Below are 17,087 nucleotides of genomic sequence, written 5' to 3' on the forward strand. Positions count from 1 at the left end.
CTGTTTATTTTTTCTATGCCTATTTCTCTACATAAAACACTTCCGCGCTTGGATGCTCACCATAATTGCCAAAGCCCTTGCCAAACAACGTCAAGCCGCCCGGATAACGGGCGTCCGGCTCCACGGATAAGCGGAGCGTCCATTGCTTCTGCCGAATGTCAATGTCGTGAAGGGTGACGTCGGACATCTTCAAGCCGTCCATGTACGTACCGTCTGCCGTAATGCGCAGCCGTTTCAGCAGCCCATATTGATTCGCTTGTCTTGGCCACCACTCCGGGGTATATTTTCCCGGCTGCTCCCCGTAATCGCCAGGGCTCGTCCAGGTGCCCAAAAGCTTGCCGTTTAAGGTAAACGTAATATCCGATGGATAATCGTCCTTCGTTCCCGGGGCTTCGGACGCGATTTCCATCGTAAAGACCAGCTCCTCGGGCTTCTGGGAGGACAGCAAGTAATTGGGGGTTTTGTATTCGATATATCCCGTACCAAACCATAGAATCGCAGCATGAATCCGTTCCGGGTCCCAGAAGTACCGGGGATCGTCAAAGCTTCCGATGATCTTGTCGGTCGTTGCGATGCCACAGGTTGGCTCGATGTGAAAATCGGAGTAATGGCCTACCGGAATTTCAACCCGGTAGCTCTTGCGCTCGGCTGCCGCCTGCGCCGGAAACTGGATTTCTGCGCCGGAGACAGCAAGCGAGCAAATCTTCTGCAGGCCGCTCTTGCCGGGTGCCATATGGGTGGCGACTAGTCCGCATTCAGACAGCTTGCGCACATGCATGGTCATGATCGCGCTGGACAGCCCGACCGCAGCGGCTAACTCCTTAATGTTCATCGGGCGGTTGGCTAACAGACGCAGAATGTGCAGACGAACCGGGCTCGCCAGCGCCTCATACACGGGCAGCGATTGTTCAGATAAATCAAGTTTCATGATGCCTCCACCTCACCCGAATTTTAGTTAATCATTATATTAACGAAAAGTTATAAGTTTGACAAGCATCTTCCATGTCCTTGATTAATTTGGAAGTTTCATTGACGAGTTTGCGGTCAGACGCCTATAATATTAGTCGAATAGTTATTTAATTAATATTTATATTAACTAAGGAGTGAAATGACGGATGCCACTGCAAGGAGTGTTAAACGCCGATTCCGGCAAAGGAACGATTAACCGCAATATTTACGGTCATTTCTCTGAACATTTAGGCCGCTGTATTTACGAAGGGATTTGGGTTGGCGAGGATTCCCCGATTCCAAATACCCATGGCATTCGCAACGATGTTGTGGAAGCGCTTAAGCAAATCCGGATTCCGGTGTTGCGCTGGCCGGGCGGCTGCTTTGCCGATGAATATCACTGGAAGGACGGCATCGGTCCGAAGGAAGCACGTAAGCGGATGGTCAATACCCATTGGGGCGGTGTGGTGGAAAATAACCATTTCGGGACCCACGAGTTTATGGAGCTCTGCCGGCAGCTGAGCTGCGAGCCCTACATCAACGGCAACCTTGGCAGCGGAACGGTCCAGGAAATGTCGGAGTGGGTAGAATATCTGACCTTTGACGGCGTATCGCCGATGGCGGAGCTGCGGGCGCAAAACGGACGCAAGGAGCCGTGGAAGGTGACTTATTTTGGCGTTGGCAACGAGAACTGGGGCTGCGGCGGCAATATGCGCCCGGAATATTATGCTGACGAGTACCGCCGGTATCAGACGTACGTCCGCAACTATGGGGATAACCGGATTCACCGGATCGCTTGCGGTCCAAACTCAGACGATTATAACTGGATGGACGTGCTGATGCGGGAAGCCGGACGGTTTATGGATTCCATCACGCTGCACTACTATACGCTGCCAACCGATAATTGGCAGGATAAAGGGCCGGCGACCGGGTTCGACGAGTCCGCCTGGTTTGCCACGCTGCAAAAAGCGCTTCGCATGGATGAGCTGATTACCCGCCACCGCACGATCATGGATAAATACGATCCGGAAGGCCGGGTCGGATTGATTGTGGATGAATGGGGCACCTGGTACAATGTGGAGCCGGGGACCAATCCGGGATTTTTGTATCAGCAAAATACGATGCGTGATGCGCTTGTCGCCGGGCTTACGCTGAACATTTTCCACAAACATAACGAGCGCGTGCGGATGGCAAATATCGCCCAGACCGTCAACGTGCTTCAGGCCGTCATCCTGACGGAAGGCGAGAAAATGATCTTGACCCCAACGTACCATGTATTCGATATGTATAAGGTTCACCAGGACGCCGAGCTGCTGGATCTGTCGCTGGAAACAGGCAGCTACAAGCTGGAGGGCAGCGAGATTCCGGCGGTGACCGCCACTGCGTCGCGGGATGCCGAAGGGAAGATCCATCTCAGCTTCTGTAACCTGCAGCCTCATGCGAATACACAGGTGACGATCGACATTCGGGGCTTGGCAGGCAGCAGCTTGGCGGTGACCGGCACCACGTTGACCGGCGATTCGATCGATGCCCATAATACGTTTGCGCAGCCGGAGGCCGTAAAGCCGCAGCCGTTTGAGTCGTTTCAACTGGATGGCGGCAAGCTGACGGTTGATTTGCCGGCTAAATCGGTGACGACGCTAGAACTGGCGGCGAGGGATTAACGTCGGATGGCGGATACGTCATGCAGAGTGTGCCGGGACGATTTCCGGGTGACGGAGGAGCAGATCCAACGTTTGTTGAAGACGACGGCGTTTGCGCCCGAGCGCAGGGTAAGCGAGGAGCAGTATCAGGATAGGCTGCGCGTTTGCGAAGCGTGTCCAAAGCTGATGGACGGGATGACCTGCACGGTCTGCGGTTGTATCATCCCGGTGGTCGCCTGGCTGAAGGAGCGGCATTGCCCGCTGCCGGGCGGCGGATTGTGGGCGAGCATCGAGGCATAACATGAAAGAGGCTTCGACTTTATGGCAGCAGGGTAGAACCTTGCTTGCGCGCAAAGGCGAAGCCCTTTTTTCGGATGGAGAGATTTCGGTATGGGGGAGTTCAGGTCAGGCTATTTCGCCTCCTCCAACAGTTCCTTCGTATTGTTGCGCACGTTCCCAACGGCTGGGGATACGGGGTAAGCCCGCATTTTTGCGGCATCGTAAGGTTGAAGCAGCTTTAGCAGCGATCCCGTATCCGTGTTGTCCCGGGCCAGCCACTCGGCTTCATGTTCAGGTTGCAGGATCACGGGCATCCGGTTATGGATCTCAGCCATCAGCGAGTTGGGCTCCGTGGTGATGATCGTGCAGGTTGCCAGCTTGTTTCCTTGCGGATCGCTCCAGATGTCGTACAGGCCGGCAAAGGCGAAGGGGCTCCCGTCCTTCATGACGATCCGATAGGGCTGCTTGCCTCCGGCCCGCTGTTGCCATTCGTAGAATCCGTCAGCGGGGATGAGGCAGCGCCGGGTTGTCAGCAGCTTCCGAAACGCCGGTTTGTCCGGGAGCGACTCGGCGCGGGCGTTGATCATGCTGGCGCCGATCTTATCCTCCTTCGCCCAGAACGGCACCAGGCCCCAGCGCAGCTCGCCCAGCCGATTGCCCTGCTTGCCCGCAATGACGGCGGGGATGAATTGCATCGGCGCTACATTATAGTTCGGGGCGAATTTCGCCAGCCGGTTTTCCATGATGAGATACCGGACTATCAGTTCGTCCAGAGGAAGCGTAATCGTAAAACGGCCGCACATGGGGAGACCTCCATTGTATGGATCTATTCGTGGTATTCGTGATTCGTGGATTCACATTTTGTTGTATCCATTGTAATCGATTTGCTTACAGGCCTGCCAGCCCCGGGTCGATGTCTCTATCGATTCGGGGCTGCTTTGTTTAGCCGGAAGGAACTTCCGCCTAAGCTAAAGAATATGTATTTTTAGTAAAAAGACGACAAGCGGGGAGATCATCCATGGAACAAGTAGGTTTGGTGTTAGGCGGCGGGGCCGTACGGGGACTCGCTCATTTGGGCGTGTTGAAGGCGTTCGAACGGCACGGAATCCCGGTGGACGCGATCGTTGGTACAAGCATGGGCGGTGCGATCGGAGGCTTGTATGCTGCAGGCATTCCGGCAGAGGACATCGAGGACTTGCTGTATCACACGCCAAAATACCGGCTGATGGATCTAGGAATTCGCCAACGCGGGCTGATCGGCGGGAACAAAATCTACCAAACCGTCAACGATCTCTTGAGGCAACATGGGAAGGATGGGCTGAAGATTGAGGATTTCCCCATTCGGTTTAAGGCGGTTGCCGTGGATTTGATGCAAGGCAAACAGGTGATTTTGGATAAGGGCGATTTGGGAACGGCGCTGCGGGCAACGACGGCGTTTCCGGGGGTATTTGCTCCGCTGGTACGGGACGATCAGGTGCTGGTCGACGGCGGGGTGCTAAACAACTTGCCCGTCCAGGAGCTGAAGCGGAAGGATGTGGGACTGATAATTGCGGTGGATGTGACGCGCGAGCATGAGAAGAAGCCGCCCCGCAATATGATTGAGGTCGTTTACCGCTCTTACAGTTTGATGACCGCCGAACGGAAGCATACCAGCCTGCGGTTAGCGGATATCGTCATCCGACCGGATGTCGGTCATGTGTCCGCGTTTGATTTTTCCAAAATGGCCGATTGCATCAAGGCAGGGGAGGAAGCGGCTGAGGGCATGATGGATGAGCTCAAGGCTGAGGTGAAGCGGGTGAAGCCGGATTTCCTCTGAAGGAAGCTGGTGAATTCCGAATATTTGTTTTGACCGATTTAGAAGAACAAAAATGGGGGAGTTCCATGCGCTGCATCCGATACGACAACCATGGGCGACGCTGATTGCGATTGGGGCCAAACGGTTGGAAACGAGGAGCTGGAGAATTTTTAAGCTGATCTTCAGGTTTCTGTAATGTTCCTTTAAGAAACCGATGCTATTCTTTAGATACTCCCTCTTCTTTAATTGATATAGATATGAAGAAGCCACTCCGTACCAGGGGTGGCTTCTTCCATTTCCTTAGGCGTAAAAAAGCTAACGGAACGAGGAGACCTTATTTCTATTCCTACCAGGCTTAAAACAGATGTAACGGAACCAGATGACCTTATTTGGGCTATAGGCAGCGAATTCGCTGGTATTAGCATCAAATAAGGTCTTTAAGTTCCGTTACAGCGGGAAATCACCGGGAAATAGTACAATAAGGTCTCTGAGTTCCGTTACGGGTAAAGGTGATTACTTCAAATCCTCGATCGAGTTAATGTCCATGTAAACTGGAACGACCAGGCCGGTTTTGACGCCAGTCATGTTCGCGCCGAGATCCTCAACTTGTTCGCCGTATTTATCCCAATAATCCGCATGGGTGAGCGGCAGCCATGCGGCTGCAGTTGCATCAACGTCACCGCTGGCGACACCGGTCCACATTGGACCCGCTTCGACTTGGAGGGACTCGACGTCATAACCCAGCTTGCTTTCGAGTACATATTCCAGCAGGTTGGTGCTGGCGATTTCCGAATCCCATGCCACATAGCTCAGCTTGAGTTTGTCGCCGTTCACCGGTGTCAAGCCTTCGGTCCAGCTGTCCACGCGGTCGGCATGGCTGTCTGCCCAGGCTTTGGCGGCTTCCGCCGGGTCCTGACCTTCCTGAATCGCCGTCATAATCTCGCCCATTTCAACCGAAGTCCACTCGAAGCGGTTGAGGAACTCATAGGCGGTCGGATGGTCTTCCTTCAAGCCTTTCCGCGCCAGCGTGTGAATTTCTTCGGCTTCCCCGTAAACCTTCTGCGGATCCTCCAAATATTTCAGATCGTATTTGGAGAACATCCAGTGCGGGGTCCAGCCGGTAACAATGATCGGTTTTTCGGATTTCACCGCTTTGTCCAGCATCGCCGTCATGGCTGCGCCGGAGCCCTCAATCAGCTTCCAGCCGTCCAAGCCGTAGGTTTCGATCGCTTGACTTGTCGCCTTCATAATTCCAGCACCAGGGTCAATCCCGATGATTTCGTAGTTGACTTGCTCGCCGACGGCTCCGGCTGAGGTGTTGCCCCCGTTCGCCGAAGCATCCGGCGTGTTGTTGGCACCGCCGGCCGAAGGATTGTTCGCTTGCCCGCAGGCGGACAACGCCAACATGCTCACTAATCCTGCCAGTACCATCAACTTCCTCGTCTTCTTCAATTTCATCTCAATCTCCCCTTTGTGTTTTGGATTTAAACAGGTTTTGCGTAAAGCGGTCGAGCACGATGGCTAGGACAACCACGGCCAAACCGGCTTCAAAGCCTTGCCCGATCTTCAGTTGGGTGACCGCCCGGTAGACGGTGGCCCCGATGCCCTGCGCGCCGATCATGGAGGCGATGACGACCATCGAGAGCGACAGCATGATCGTTTGGTTAACCCCGGCCATCAACGTTGGCATGGCGAGCGGAAGCTCGACTTTAAACAGCTTCTGCCAGACCGTGGAGCCAAAGGCGTTCGCCGCTTCCGTCAACTCGCCGTTCACCTGCTTGATCCCAAGATAGGTGAGCCGGATCGTCGGCGGGATCGCGAAGATCACCGATGCGATAACCCCAGGGACCACCCCCAGGCTAAAAAAGGTTACAGCCGGCAGCAGATAAACGAATGCCGGCATCGTCTGCATAAAATCAAGCAGTGGCGAGATGACCCGATGGACCATTTTGCTGTAGGCGCTCCAGATGCCGATCGGAATCCCGAACAGGATCGAGATCAAGCCGGAGGTAATGACCAGGCCTAAGGTGTTCATGGTCTCGGTCCAATAGCCAAGGTTATCGATCAGCAGAAAACCGATTACGGTGAACAAGGTCAGCTGCCATTTTCCAATCAAATAAGCGATGATTCCGACGATGGCAATAAACAGCAGCGGATGCGGCAGCAGGAACAATCCGGCGAAAAAGTTAACGATGGTCTCAATCGTCATGGACAATCCGTCGAAAAATTCTCCAAGCGACCGCTCCATGGCGTCAACCAGCGATTCAATCCACTCGGCCAGCGGCAATTTCGGGATGAATTCCATCTGGGTTCACCTCCTCCTTCAGTTCATGATGTTCTCCGGCGAGGGCTCCCAGTACGGCGCCGCGTACGATAACGCCCAGCAAACGCTCCTGCTGGTCAACGACGGCCAGCGGAACCTTGGATGAGCTCATGACTTCAAATAGGTCACTCAGCACGGTATCCGGGGCCACGCGAGGGCCGTCCGTAATCAGAATTTCCTCCAGGCCGATGCCGGACTTGGCGGCACGGGATGCGTCTTCGGCTGTAATGACGCCCAGCAGGCGTTTGCCCCGGCCGATGACGAACAGGTTGGAGATGCCCCGTTCACGCATTAGTTCGAGGGCGACGCGAGGACCCTTATCCAACGTAACGGTTTCCGGCCGGCGCATGACGCGGGCTGCGGTCAGCACCTTGGACAGGTCCACGTCCTCGATGAACCGTTCCACATAATGGTTGGCCGGGTTCATCAGCATTTCTTCCGGCGTGCCGATTTGAACGAGTGCGCCATCCTTCATCAAGGCGATCCGGTCGCCGAGACGCAGGGCCTCATCCAAATCATGGGTAATGAAGACGATGGTCTTCTTCATCTTCTCCTGCAGCTCCAGCAGCTCATCTTGCATGTTACGGCGAATGAGCGGGTCGAGCGCGCTAAACGCTTCGTCCATCAACAGGATTTCCGGGTCATTGGCCAGCGCTCGGGCCAGGCCGACCCGCTGTTGCATACCGCCGCTCAGCTGCTCCGGCATCTTATGCTCCCAGCCCTTCAAGCCGACGAGATCGAGGGCCTGCATCGCTTTGTCGCGGCGCTCTTTTTTGGCTACTTTCTGAATTTCCAGTCCGTATTCCACGTTCTGCAGGACCGTGCGGTGTGGGAATAAAGCAAACTTCTGGAACACCATGCTGATCGATTTACGCCGCACCTCGCGCAGCTCAGCTTTGTTCATTTTGCGGAGATCCCGTCCATGCAGCAGAATTTCCCCCGCAGTTGGTTCAATCAATCGATTCAGCATCCGAACCAGTGTCGATTTGCCGCTCCCGGACAAACCCATAATGACGAAAATTTCACCTTCGCGGATGTCCAAGCTGACTTGGCCGACGCCGATGGTGATGCCTTTTTCCTTGAGCAGACGCTCTTTGGTGTAGCCTTGCTTCAACAATGGAATGGCCTGCTCGGCATGCGGGCCAAATAACTTGCTGACTTCACGAACTTGTAATATTGGCTGATTCATAGATTCACTCCTTTTCTAAAGCTTTAAGTTCCCCCTTCGATCTCGGCTTCGCTAACAAAATTGCCCAGCGAGGCAGTATCGCATCAATCCGTGAGGTAAGTGTAACAAATGGAATGAAAATAACGCAAAGATGAAAACTGTACGTAAGGAACGTACAGAAAAAACTGAACGTAATGAATCGGCGGATAACTCCGATATCCTCCCAAATGCTCCCTAGGCTGCGTCTTTACTTTTGGGCTTGACTTACTTAAGATAGAATAAGCGTTGAGCCGTATGGGGATTTAAGCCGTGCGGGTGGACGCGTTACAGCGGAGGTTTTTTTGCATATGAATAGGAGGTTGCAAGCATGAGCTTGGACCAGCTCACCGATGAGCAACAGGCTTTATTAATGAAGGTACGTAAACGCGTGATCGAGGCCATTGGCAGAAATATGGACTTGTATGGGGTCTCGTTATCAACAGGGCACTTATACGGTCTTTTGTTCTTTGCCGACAAGCCGATGACTTTGGACGAGATGGGCAAGGAAATGAAGATGAGCAAAACCAGCATGAGTACGGGCGTCCGCACCCTGCTGGATCTCAAAATGGTCAATAAAGTGTGGGAGAAAGGCTCCCGCAAGGACTTATATGAAGTGGAATATGACTGGTACCAGACGTTTACGGACTTCTTCGCAATTAAATGGAGAAAAGCGGTGGAGAGCAACATCCTGGTGCTGCGTCGCTCCATTGATGAATTAACCAAAGCGATGGTGGTAGAGGAGGAAGGACCGCTCCGTAAGGTATTGGAAGAAGACGTACGTAAGATGAAAGAATCGGTGAAATATTACGAATGGCTGGACCGCCTGATCGACGCGATGGAAAGCGGAGAGATCTATAAGCTGGTCCCCAAGGAAACCGAATCCTGACTTTCTTGTATAAAAAATATAACGCTTATTCCCGATCACGCTGTCATTGCGCAGCGCGGGGAATAAGCGTTTTTTTTTGGCGTATCAATAGACTCCGATGTCATCCAGCATCAGCTTGGCGGCGCCGCCGCTGAGAAGGAAGGTCAGCCGCTGGATTCCGGTGTCCGAATTGAAGCTGGGGTTGGCGGCCGCAAAGTCTGCCAAAGCTAGACGATACGTCTGATATACCGCTTCCGTCGGATGCTTGTATTTGCCGCCCGACAGGTGGCGCTCCAGCCAGGGGTGGATCGTAAACGAGGTGACGGGCAGCGGTTCGACCTCCATAAACCTCGTGAGCGGCAGACGGACGGAGGTACCGTTGCCGTCGGTAAGCTCTACCTCAACTGTGACGGAACCCGCAGCCAAAGCCGCATCGGGCGTATTGTCATCCTGCAGCTCGAAGCTGCGGTCCGTGAGCGAAAAGGCGAGCTCCTCCAGCTGGCCGCTGGACGGGAGGGGAGCACCTTGCTCCCAGCTTAACGTATAAGTGGACGGCTCATTGCCGCTAGGCTTACGCTCCAGCACGATTCCCCGGGACGGCTTGGTGCCGTTTTGCCGGTTCTTTGCCTCTTCCTCCTTCCAGGTGAGGTTGCTGCCCGCTGCTTTCCCTCCCCCGGGGAGACTCAACCGGTTCAAATCTTCATCGTAGCGGGCCCAAGCGGTAAATGTGCTGCGCTCGAACCGGTTGTAATATGCGGTGTCCGGGAGCCAGGCTAAGCCGGTGCGGTAATCCTGCAGTAGCGGGAGATAGCGGCCGAGCTTGGCGCTGGTGTTCGTTACCGAAGCGGAGCCGGACACAGCGTGGAGAGTGGTTGTTGCTCCGTTATTCCCCGCTCCCGCACCATGCAGCGTTTCCTCAAAGAAAGCCGAGATGTACACCTTCGCGATGCTCCGTTGTTCGGAAGGCGACAGCATCCCGTTCCGGCTGAGCAGGATGCCCTTCGGATAACTGACGTCCCGACCGCCCCAGCTGCTATTGAACTGGCTATGGTTGGCGTCTCCGATGTACAGCGAGGCTTTGAATCGATCTTTGCCTGACGAAAAACTTGTGCGCATGTACTGGCGGTCGCCTTCGAAGTCGCTGACGTCGCCATCCCGCGCGCCTTGCAGTGTCAAATAGCTGACATCCTTAAGCTGTGTGTATTTTCCGTCCACCTTTTTGTCGGTGGGGGCGATGGCGGCAACGGCTTGGATCTTGTAGTCCTCTAAGCTCGACATGAGCTCCGCGTCGTCCGCGAACCAATCCTTGTAACCCGCGGCCATCGCTACTGCTTGCCCGCCGCGGGAATGACCAACCAGTCCGATGCGGGTAAAGTCGATTTTTTCGTATAACGGATTATCCGGTTCTGCGGCAAATGTGCCGATCTGTTGCAAATGCTTCAGCAAAATCCAGGCTCGAACCTTCATATCGTTATCGGGAATTCCCGTCCATAGAGAGTAATTCAAGAAATTCTCATCGACGGATACGGCGGTGAATCCACGGCTGGCCAGCAGCTCTCCAAGATAAGCGTATCCGTCATCGGAGAAATCCTCCATCAGGTGGTTGCCGTGAACGATCAGCACGAGCGGGTAGCGGGTTTGGCTTTCGTCAGTGCTGTCCCCCGGGGCAGCACTTTCCTCCTCCGCTGCGACGGGCATCCAGACTCTTCCGTTCAGCGGAAGTGCCCGCTGATTAAATCCCCAATAGGCGGTCCGGTAGACGGACCACTTTTTAATATAGGCGGAGGCATCCACCGTTTCGGAGGTGATGTCGACCGCTTCCCCGTATTCGGGCTGCCAAGCGTCGTTCCCGCTGCCGTAGGTGAAGGTCGACACCTCATACGGCCCGGGTTCGGCGGGGCTGTCCAGCAGATCGGCCAAGCTTGGCACGGCCGCTGAACCGACGGCGGCGTCGCTGCTTGCGCCATCGCGCGCCTTGTCATCTTCGGCTTCGCCGGCTTTCCATATCCCGGCGCTTTGCACGCCTTGATAGGCTGGTACGGCGGAGCCGCCCCCTGGTCCCGCCGCGAACGGCCAGATCGCGGCGGCGGCCACCAGCAGCGCCGTCATCAGGGCGGCTGCCGCTTTATGGCGCAGCCGCAGCCTCCGGCTGGCGAGCGCCCCATAAAGCAGCCCGGCGGCGATTCCCGCCAGGCTGATCACCGCGGCCACGACCGCAGCCGCGGGCATCGCTACTTCGTTATAGTAGAAAATAACGAAGGCTGCGGCAAAATCGAACAGGACCGCCCCCGTAAACAGGCGGGGGATCGGCACGCCGATCAAAGCCAGCAGCAGCGCGGCGGTGTGGGCGGTCAGGTACAGGCCCAGCGTTCCCGCGAGCAGGAACAGCAGCAGGTCGACCGGTCTCCCCAACCCGGTCGGCATGCCCAGCGCCAGCAGGCCAAACGCGAACATGCCGGCCCCCCAGGGGCCGGCAATGGCGGATCGCCAAAAGGCGGTATCGTATCGGTAAGCATTCCGGATGCGGCGAGCGATCCGGTAACGCAGCGTCGGCTTGCTCATCAAAAGTTCAGTAACCACCTGAAGTTCCATGGCTTCCCCCAAAATCGTAGTCTCTCCTCTTCCCTTATTGTAACATGGGCCAAGGACCGGGAGAAACAGGGGAATACAGGGGCCGACCCAGCTGACCGAACGGGATAATCATGTAAAAGCGTCTGCTGCAGCACCATCAGCCGGCTGAGTCAGCGGGATAATCCCGTAAAAGCCAGCTCCAACACCTCTACCGACTCTGGCCGGGGCGCGGGCGGAAACGGACCCACGACCAGACGATCAGCAGGAGCAGCACGGCCAGGCAGGTCCCGATACTGATGCGGTTCTGCGCGTCGAACAAGAACAGCAGCGCAATGACAACGAGGCTGATCACGGTCAGCACCGTAATATACGGGAAGCCCCAGACTTTAAAGCTAGGTGACGCCGGATAACGCTGGCGCAGCTTTAACTGGGACAAGCAGATGGTGATCCAGACGAGCAGCACGACAAAGCCGGGTACCGCCATCAATAGACGGAACAAGCCTGCCTGATTAAAGACGGCCAACATGGAGCCGAGGATCAGAACAACCCCGCAAAGAATTAAGCTGTTGACCGGAACGCCCTTGGCGGAGATCCGCGCCAGCTTCGCTGGGGCTTCCCCGCCGGCGGCCATCGAGTGGAGCATCCGGGTCGCGCCATAGATGCCGGAATTGGCAGCGGACAAGACCGCCGTAATCAGAATGAAGTTCATCAGATGCGCCGCCCCCTGCAAACCAACCGAGGACAGCACCTGCACGAACGGGCTGGTCTGCTCACTGAGACTGTTCCACGGTATCAGCCCGCAAATGATCAGAATCGGTAACGTGTAAAACAGCACCACGCGCAAAATAAAGCTTTTGACCACCCGAGGCAACACTTTTTCCGCATCCTTGGCCTCCGACAAGGTCAGTCCGATCAGCTCGGAGCCGCCGTAGGAGAACATGACGACCAGCAGCGCCGAGAAGATTGCCGTCCATCCGTTCGGGAACAAGCCGCCGTAATCCCGGTAATTGTGCGGGAACGGAGCGCTCGCCCCAGGGATCAGGCCAAACAGCATGGCCGCGCCCAGGAGAATAAAGACAATGATCATCGCGATTTTAATCCCGGCCAGCCAAAACTCAAACTCGCCGTAACCGGCTACGCTCATTCGATTGATGGCCAAGATAAAGGCGGCACTGGCTAGGCTAAGCACCCAGAGCGGCACGTCCGGCAACCAGAACTGCAGGAAACTGCCGGCGGCAATCACCTCAATGACGCATACGGCCAGCCACATGAAGCAGTACATCCACCCCAGAATGAAGGAGATGCGCTCGCCAAACGCCTCCCGGATGAAGTCCTTCATGTTGCGGCCAGGATACACTGTCGCCATCTCGGCAATAGCGCCCATGACGACCAGCAGCAGCAATCCGGCAAAGGCATAAGAAAAAATCACGCCAGGCCCGGCCAGGCTGACGGTCTCGGAGCTCCCTTTGAAGATCCCGGTGCCGATAACGCCGCCCATGGCCATGAAGCTGATGTGGCGGGGCAGCAATTTTTTCTGCAAAGTTGAGGAATCGGATTTCACGTAAATAAAGCCCCCTAAATCTGAGTTGTATCCATTGGAAGTTGGATAAGCAATACGGACTTTATCTTACACTAATTCGCCCGCGGGAGGAAATGAAATCATACCCGGTTGATTAGTATCACATTTCGTTGATTGGTCAGATAGGCAAGGGCCCGGCGGCCAATATACAATAACTTTCAAGATCAAAAAAGCGTAAAGGGGAGAAGCGTTTATGGCCCGATTATCCACGGATCGGGAAATGCAACCCGAACCCGCCATGCCGCACATGCCTTATAAAAGAAGGAAGAGCGGGATCGAGCGTTTTTTTCGGCAAATCGACCTGCAGTTGATGGTTCTCCCGGCGCTTGCCCTCATCTTCGTGTTTAGTTATATCCCGATGTATGGTGTCTTGATCGCCTTTCAGGACTACAAGATCGGGCACAGCTTTACGGGAAGTCCGTGGGTGGGCTGGAAGCATTTTGCTTACTTCTTTAACTCCCCGGATTTTTACACGGTTATGCGTAATACGATCGTCATCAGCCTGCTGAAGTTTGTCATCGGGTTTCCGGCGCCGATTCTGCTGGCTTTAATGCTCAACGAAGTGCGGAAAATGGTGTTCAAGCGAGTCGTTCAGACGATTACGTATTTACCGCATTTTATGTCCTGGGTCATTCTCGGCGGCTTGGTCGCTTCGCTGCTCGCCACGGATAACGGCAGCTTAAACATGCTGCTGGAACGGCTGAATCTGATTCAGGAGCCGATTAATTTTCTGTCGCTCCCGGAATACTTCTGGACCATTCTGATCACGACCAACGTCTGGAAGGAAATCGGCTTTGGCTCGATCGTCTACCTGGCGGCGATCGCCGGGGTGGATCCCCATACGTATGAGGCCGCTTCGATTGACGGGGCCAGCCGTTTTAAGCAGATTTATTTGATAACGCTTCCATCGATTATGCCGGTGATTTCGATTTTTATGATTCTGGCCATCGGCAATTTGCTGAGCGCCGGCTTCGAGGATATCCTCGTGTTGGCCGTGAACCCGGCGCTGCGCGATGTATCCGACGTCATCGATACGTACGTGATCCGGGTCGGGATCAACAATTACCGCTATTCCTACGCTACCTCCGTCGGGTTGTTTAAAGCGGTTGTAAGTGTCGGACTGTTGACCCTCGCTAACTATGTAGCCCGCCGATCCGGCAACAGCTTATGGTAATCAGGAGGAGGTGCTCGCGATGTATAGCAGCAGAGGCGACCGGGTCATGGTTGCTTTCATCTACGTCTTCTTAACCATTTTTTCCCTCTCCACGTTATATCCGTTCCTGAATGCCATTGCGATCTCGCTAAACGAGGGGCTGGATACCGCAAAAGGCGGAATTACCCTCTGGCCGCGCGCCTTCACCCTGGAAAATTACGAGGTCGTCTTCCAGGATGAACGGCTGATGTCGGGCTTCATCATCTCCGTCCTTCGGACCGTCGTCGGAACGGTCAGCGCCATCTTGGCCACGGCGATCTTCGCTTATGGGATGACCAAGCGCGAGCTGATGGGGCGTAAGGTTTACATGCTGATGTGTATTTTTACGATGTATTTTTCCGGCGGATTGATTCCAACGTTTCTGCTGATCCGTAATCTGGGGATGTTTAACTCCTTCTGGGTTTATATCATTCCTTCGCTTATCGGGGTCTGGAACATGATCATCTTCCGTACCTTCTTCCAGGGGCTGCCCCAAGGGCTGGAGGAATCGGCCAAAATCGACGGCTGCGGCAATTGGGGCACCTTGTTCCGCATCGTGCTGCCGCTGTCGGGACCGGTTATCGCAACGTTGTCGCTGTTTACCGCGGTTGGGCACTGGAACGAGTGGTTCATCGCCAGCATCTACATTTCGAAGGAGGAGCTGCTGCCGATTCAGACCATTCTGAAGCAGATTCTCGCGTCCAATATCGTCTCCGAGCAGACGGCTAACCTGGATGCAGCGGCGCAAGCCCATATGGCGCAGGCCAAAACCGTCACCAGCAAATCGCTGTCGATGGCCACCATGATGGTCGCAACGATCCCGATCGTCCTGGTGTATCCGTTTGTGCAGAAGTATTTTGTCAAAGGGGTGCTGGTCGGGTCCTTGAAGGAGTAGTTGAAGGAACAACTGGCGGCGTTTAAGGCAGATCGTTCTGCTTTGAACATAAAAATGAAAGGCGAAAGGGGATAACAGTCGTATGAAAAAGCGGGGAACACGGTTAAGCCAACTGTTGATCATCATCATGGCGATTGCCGTCATCCTGGCCGGATGCTCCGGCGGCGGGGGCAACAGCGCGAGTGGCGGTAATCCTGCCGAAGCGCCGAAGGAGAACGGCAGCAATGCGGAGACGAACCAGGCGGAGTCTGCGGAACCGCAGCTTTTCGAGCTGGGGAAGGAGCCGCTGGAATTCACGCTTTACGGCAACTATGACTGGTACACCATGCCCAAATGGGGCGCCGACGAAACGACAGCTTGGGTGAAAGAGAACAAGAAGGTGAACATCACAGAAATTCCAAACGGCGGAAATACGGTGCAAAAGCTAAACACGATGATTGCCTCCGGCGATCTGCCGGACGTCATTTGGGGTGAGCGGGGTGCGGACGTCGAACGGCTGCGCGAAGCAGGCTTGCTGGTGCCATTGGACGATTATATCGAGAAGTATCCGAATTTGAAAAAATGGCTGGATCCGAAGGCAATGAACATGCTGCGATCCCCTGACGGCAAGCTGTATCAATTCCCGAACTGGTACACGAACCGTCCGAACGGCAATGCCGGATGGGTGGTCAACAAGAAGATTTATAAAGAGCTCGGTTCGCCTAAACTGGAAACAACCGATGATTTGTATGCTTACCTGAAGCTGGTGAAGGAGAAATATCCGGACGTCATCCCGCTGGAGACGGATTTGGCCAGCGAAGGTCACGGTCTTGATCAGATTTACTCCGCGTTTAAGGAGAACAATTTAAGTTTTCCGCGTTATTTTGCCGTACCCAACGGGGATAAAATGACTTCGATTTACAAGGACGAACCGTTCCGGGAATCGGTGGTCTACGCGGCGAAGCTGTTCCGCGAGAAGTTGATGACGCAGGACGCCATGACGCAGACCAGAGACCAGGTGCAGGAAAAGCTGATGAACGGCCGGGTGGCGGTGTACACTTCCTCCAATCCGACCTTGTATGCGATGCAGGCCCACGCAGCCTTGACCCAAAAGGATCCGGACGCCGGATATTTCATGATCTGGCCGATTCACAAGGAAGGGCTGGACAAAAACAAAATTTATCCCGGCACTTATAACATGCTCGGTTGGAACGCAGCGGTCATTACGACCAGCGCCAAGAATCCGGAAGCGATCTTCGCTTTCTTGGATTGGTGGACCGGTCCTGAGGGGATGACCCTGCAGATGTGGGGGGTTGAAGGCGAGTTCTGGCAAGGACGGGAAGCGGACGGCATCACGCCGAAGTTCACGGAGAAATATACGAAGGAAAAAGAAAAGCTCGCCGATTATCAAGCGAAGATGGACCCGTTGATGTGGGTTGGTAATACCGTGTACGTTGACGATATTAAAGGGAGATTCGAAGCAACGCTGCCGGAGAGCGAACGGAACTGGTCAACCTATTGGCAGTACGAAATTACATGGAAAACGCAGGGCGACGCTACGGAATTCATCAATTTGTTCCCGCTGCCGGATACCGAGGAGGGCATCACCTTCCAAAGCGGCAAGGACATTTGGCAGAAAGCGAGAGCGCAAGCGCTGTATGCGAAGACGGACGAGGAAGCGTTGGCGATCCTCGACAAAGCGCATGAGGACACGATGGCCATTGGGTTCGAGAAGCTGCTGGATTACTATACTCAGCGCTGGCATGAGAATTTGAAGATGATCCAAGGCAATTAACCGAGACAGGCAAGCT

14 protein-coding genes are annotated in these 17,087 nt (G+C 54.8%); 7 read left to right on the forward strand and 7 right to left on the reverse strand.

Annotated features, from left to right (window positions below; genetic code table 11):
- Positions 1–19: 19 nt before the first annotated feature.
- Positions 20–928 carry an ArsR family transcriptional regulator gene (locus NSQ80_RS05390; protein WP_323075970.1) on the reverse strand — a complete coding sequence of 303 codons (909 nt, stop codon included), beginning with the start codon at positions 926–928 and terminating at the stop codon, positions 20–22.
- Between the two features lie 187 nt (positions 929–1,115).
- Between NSQ80_RS05390 and NSQ80_RS05395 the strand changes: the two genes are divergently transcribed.
- On the forward strand, positions 1,116–2,612 hold the full coding sequence (locus NSQ80_RS05395; protein WP_323075971.1) for an alpha-N-arabinofuranosidase: 1,497 nt from the start codon (positions 1,116–1,118) through the stop codon (positions 2,610–2,612).
- Positions 2,613–2,618: 6 nt separating this feature from the next.
- Entirely contained in the window at positions 2,619–2,891 is a 273-nt protein-coding gene (locus NSQ80_RS05400) for a DUF6171 family protein (RefSeq protein WP_260069883.1), read from the forward strand.
- A 110-nt stretch (positions 2,892–3,001) separates the two neighbouring features.
- On the opposite strand, the gene NSQ80_RS05405 is transcribed toward NSQ80_RS05400, so the two are convergent.
- Positions 3,002–3,673, reverse strand: a complete 672-nt coding sequence (locus tag NSQ80_RS05405; protein WP_009226442.1) for an SOS response-associated peptidase — start codon at positions 3,671–3,673, stop codon at positions 3,002–3,004.
- A 215-nt stretch (positions 3,674–3,888) separates the two neighbouring features.
- On the opposite strand from NSQ80_RS05405, the gene NSQ80_RS05410 reads away from it, so the two are divergent.
- Complete coding sequence (locus NSQ80_RS05410; protein WP_009226443.1) at positions 3,889–4,686, forward strand: patatin-like phospholipase family protein; 798 nt, start codon at positions 3,889–3,891, stop codon at positions 4,684–4,686.
- Positions 4,687–5,178: 492 nt separating this feature from the next.
- Here the strand turns inward: NSQ80_RS05410 and NSQ80_RS05415 are convergent, their stop codons facing one another.
- From NSQ80_RS05415 to NSQ80_RS05425, 3 genes are read right to left on the reverse strand one after another with little or no spacing between them, the layout of a single operon-like run.
- Complete coding sequence (locus NSQ80_RS05415; protein WP_323075974.1) at positions 5,179–6,123, reverse strand: glycine betaine ABC transporter substrate-binding protein; 945 nt, start codon at positions 6,121–6,123, stop codon at positions 5,179–5,181.
- A 1-nt stretch (position 6,124) separates the two neighbouring features.
- The gene (locus NSQ80_RS05420; RefSeq protein ID WP_339301701.1) at positions 6,125–6,970 is read right to left on the reverse strand and encodes a proline/glycine betaine ABC transporter permease; all 846 of its coding nucleotides are present in this window, start codon (positions 6,968–6,970) and stop codon (positions 6,125–6,127) included.
- Entirely contained in the window at positions 6,930–8,177 is a 1,248-nt protein-coding gene (locus tag NSQ80_RS05425; RefSeq protein WP_339301703.1) for a glycine betaine/L-proline ABC transporter ATP-binding protein, read from the reverse strand. Before NSQ80_RS05425 ends, NSQ80_RS05420 begins: the two co-directional genes overlap by 41 nt.
- A gap of 346 nt (positions 8,178–8,523) precedes the next feature.
- On the opposite strand from NSQ80_RS05425, the gene NSQ80_RS05430 reads away from it, so the two are divergent.
- On the forward strand, positions 8,524–9,081 hold the full coding sequence (locus NSQ80_RS05430) for a transcriptional regulator (RefSeq protein WP_009226447.1): 558 nt from the start codon (positions 8,524–8,526) through the stop codon (positions 9,079–9,081).
- An 84-nt stretch (positions 9,082–9,165) separates the two neighbouring features.
- Here the strand turns inward: NSQ80_RS05430 and NSQ80_RS05435 are convergent, their stop codons facing one another.
- A complete protein-coding gene (locus NSQ80_RS05435; RefSeq protein WP_339301705.1) occupies positions 9,166–11,652 on the reverse strand; it encodes an alpha/beta hydrolase in 2,487 nt (828 codons plus the stop codon).
- A 187-nt stretch (positions 11,653–11,839) separates the two neighbouring features.
- Entirely contained in the window at positions 11,840–13,192 is a 1,353-nt protein-coding gene (locus NSQ80_RS05440) for an amino acid permease (protein WP_339301707.1), read from the reverse strand.
- Positions 13,193–13,430: 238 nt separating this feature from the next.
- Here NSQ80_RS05440 and NSQ80_RS05445 point away from each other — a divergent pair, with 238 nt between their 5' ends.
- The 3 genes from NSQ80_RS05445 (at position 13,431) to NSQ80_RS05455 (ending at position 17,071) form a co-directional block, all read left to right on the forward strand.
- Positions 13,431–14,384: an ABC transporter permease subunit gene (locus NSQ80_RS05445; RefSeq protein ID WP_260069911.1), complete on the forward strand. Its 954-nt coding sequence runs from the start codon at positions 13,431–13,433 to the stop codon at positions 14,382–14,384.
- A gap of 19 nt (positions 14,385–14,403) precedes the next feature.
- Entirely contained in the window at positions 14,404–15,297 is an 894-nt protein-coding gene (locus NSQ80_RS05450) for a carbohydrate ABC transporter permease (protein ID WP_009226451.1), read from the forward strand.
- Positions 15,298–15,379: 82 nt separating this feature from the next.
- Complete coding sequence (locus NSQ80_RS05455; RefSeq protein WP_009226452.1) at positions 15,380–17,071, forward strand: extracellular solute-binding protein; 1,692 nt, start codon at positions 15,380–15,382, stop codon at positions 17,069–17,071.
- Positions 17,072–17,087 lie beyond the last annotated feature (16 nt).

Source organism: Paenibacillus sp. FSL K6-2441 (genome assembly GCF_037964765.1).
In the GTDB taxonomy this organism is placed as follows: domain Bacteria; phylum Bacillota; class Bacilli; order Paenibacillales; family Paenibacillaceae; genus Fontibacillus; species Fontibacillus phoenicis.

Excerpts from the sequence above, each read along its gene's own strand:
- NSQ80_RS05415 (WP_323075974.1), bottom strand. The coding sequence starts at position 6,123 with ATGAAATTGAAGAAGACGAGGAAGTTGATGGTACTGGCAGGATTAGTG.
- NSQ80_RS05395 (WP_323075971.1), top strand. The coding sequence starts at position 1,116 with ATGCCACTGCAAGGAGTGTTAAACGCCGATTCCGGCAAAGGAACGATT.
- NSQ80_RS05450 (WP_009226451.1), top strand. The coding sequence starts at position 14,404 with ATGTATAGCAGCAGAGGCGACCGGGTCATGGTTGCTTTCATCTACGTC.
- NSQ80_RS05400 (WP_260069883.1), top strand. The coding sequence starts at position 2,619 with ATGGCGGATACGTCATGCAGAGTGTGCCGGGACGATTTCCGGGTGACG.
- NSQ80_RS05445 (WP_260069911.1), top strand. The coding sequence starts at position 13,431 with ATGCAACCCGAACCCGCCATGCCGCACATGCCTTATAAAAGAAGGAAG.
- NSQ80_RS05430 (WP_009226447.1), top strand. The coding sequence starts at position 8,524 with ATGAGCTTGGACCAGCTCACCGATGAGCAACAGGCTTTATTAATGAAG.
- NSQ80_RS05425 (WP_339301703.1), bottom strand. The coding sequence starts at position 8,177 with ATGAATCAGCCAATATTACAAGTTCGTGAAGTCAGCAAGTTATTTGGC.
- NSQ80_RS05455 (WP_009226452.1), top strand. The coding sequence starts at position 15,380 with ATGAAAAAGCGGGGAACACGGTTAAGCCAACTGTTGATCATCATCATG.
- NSQ80_RS05390 (WP_323075970.1), bottom strand. The coding sequence starts at position 928 with ATGAAACTTGATTTATCTGAACAATCGCTGCCCGTGTATGAGGCGCTG.
- NSQ80_RS05420 (WP_339301701.1), bottom strand. The coding sequence starts at position 6,970 with ATGGAATTCATCCCGAAATTGCCGCTGGCCGAGTGGATTGAATCGCTG.
- NSQ80_RS05435 (WP_339301705.1), bottom strand. The coding sequence starts at position 11,652 with ATGGAACTTCAGGTGGTTACTGAACTTTTGATGAGCAAGCCGACGCTG.
- NSQ80_RS05410 (WP_009226443.1), top strand. The coding sequence starts at position 3,889 with ATGGAACAAGTAGGTTTGGTGTTAGGCGGCGGGGCCGTACGGGGACTC.
- NSQ80_RS05405 (WP_009226442.1), bottom strand. The coding sequence starts at position 3,673 with ATGTGCGGCCGTTTTACGATTACGCTTCCTCTGGACGAACTGATAGTC.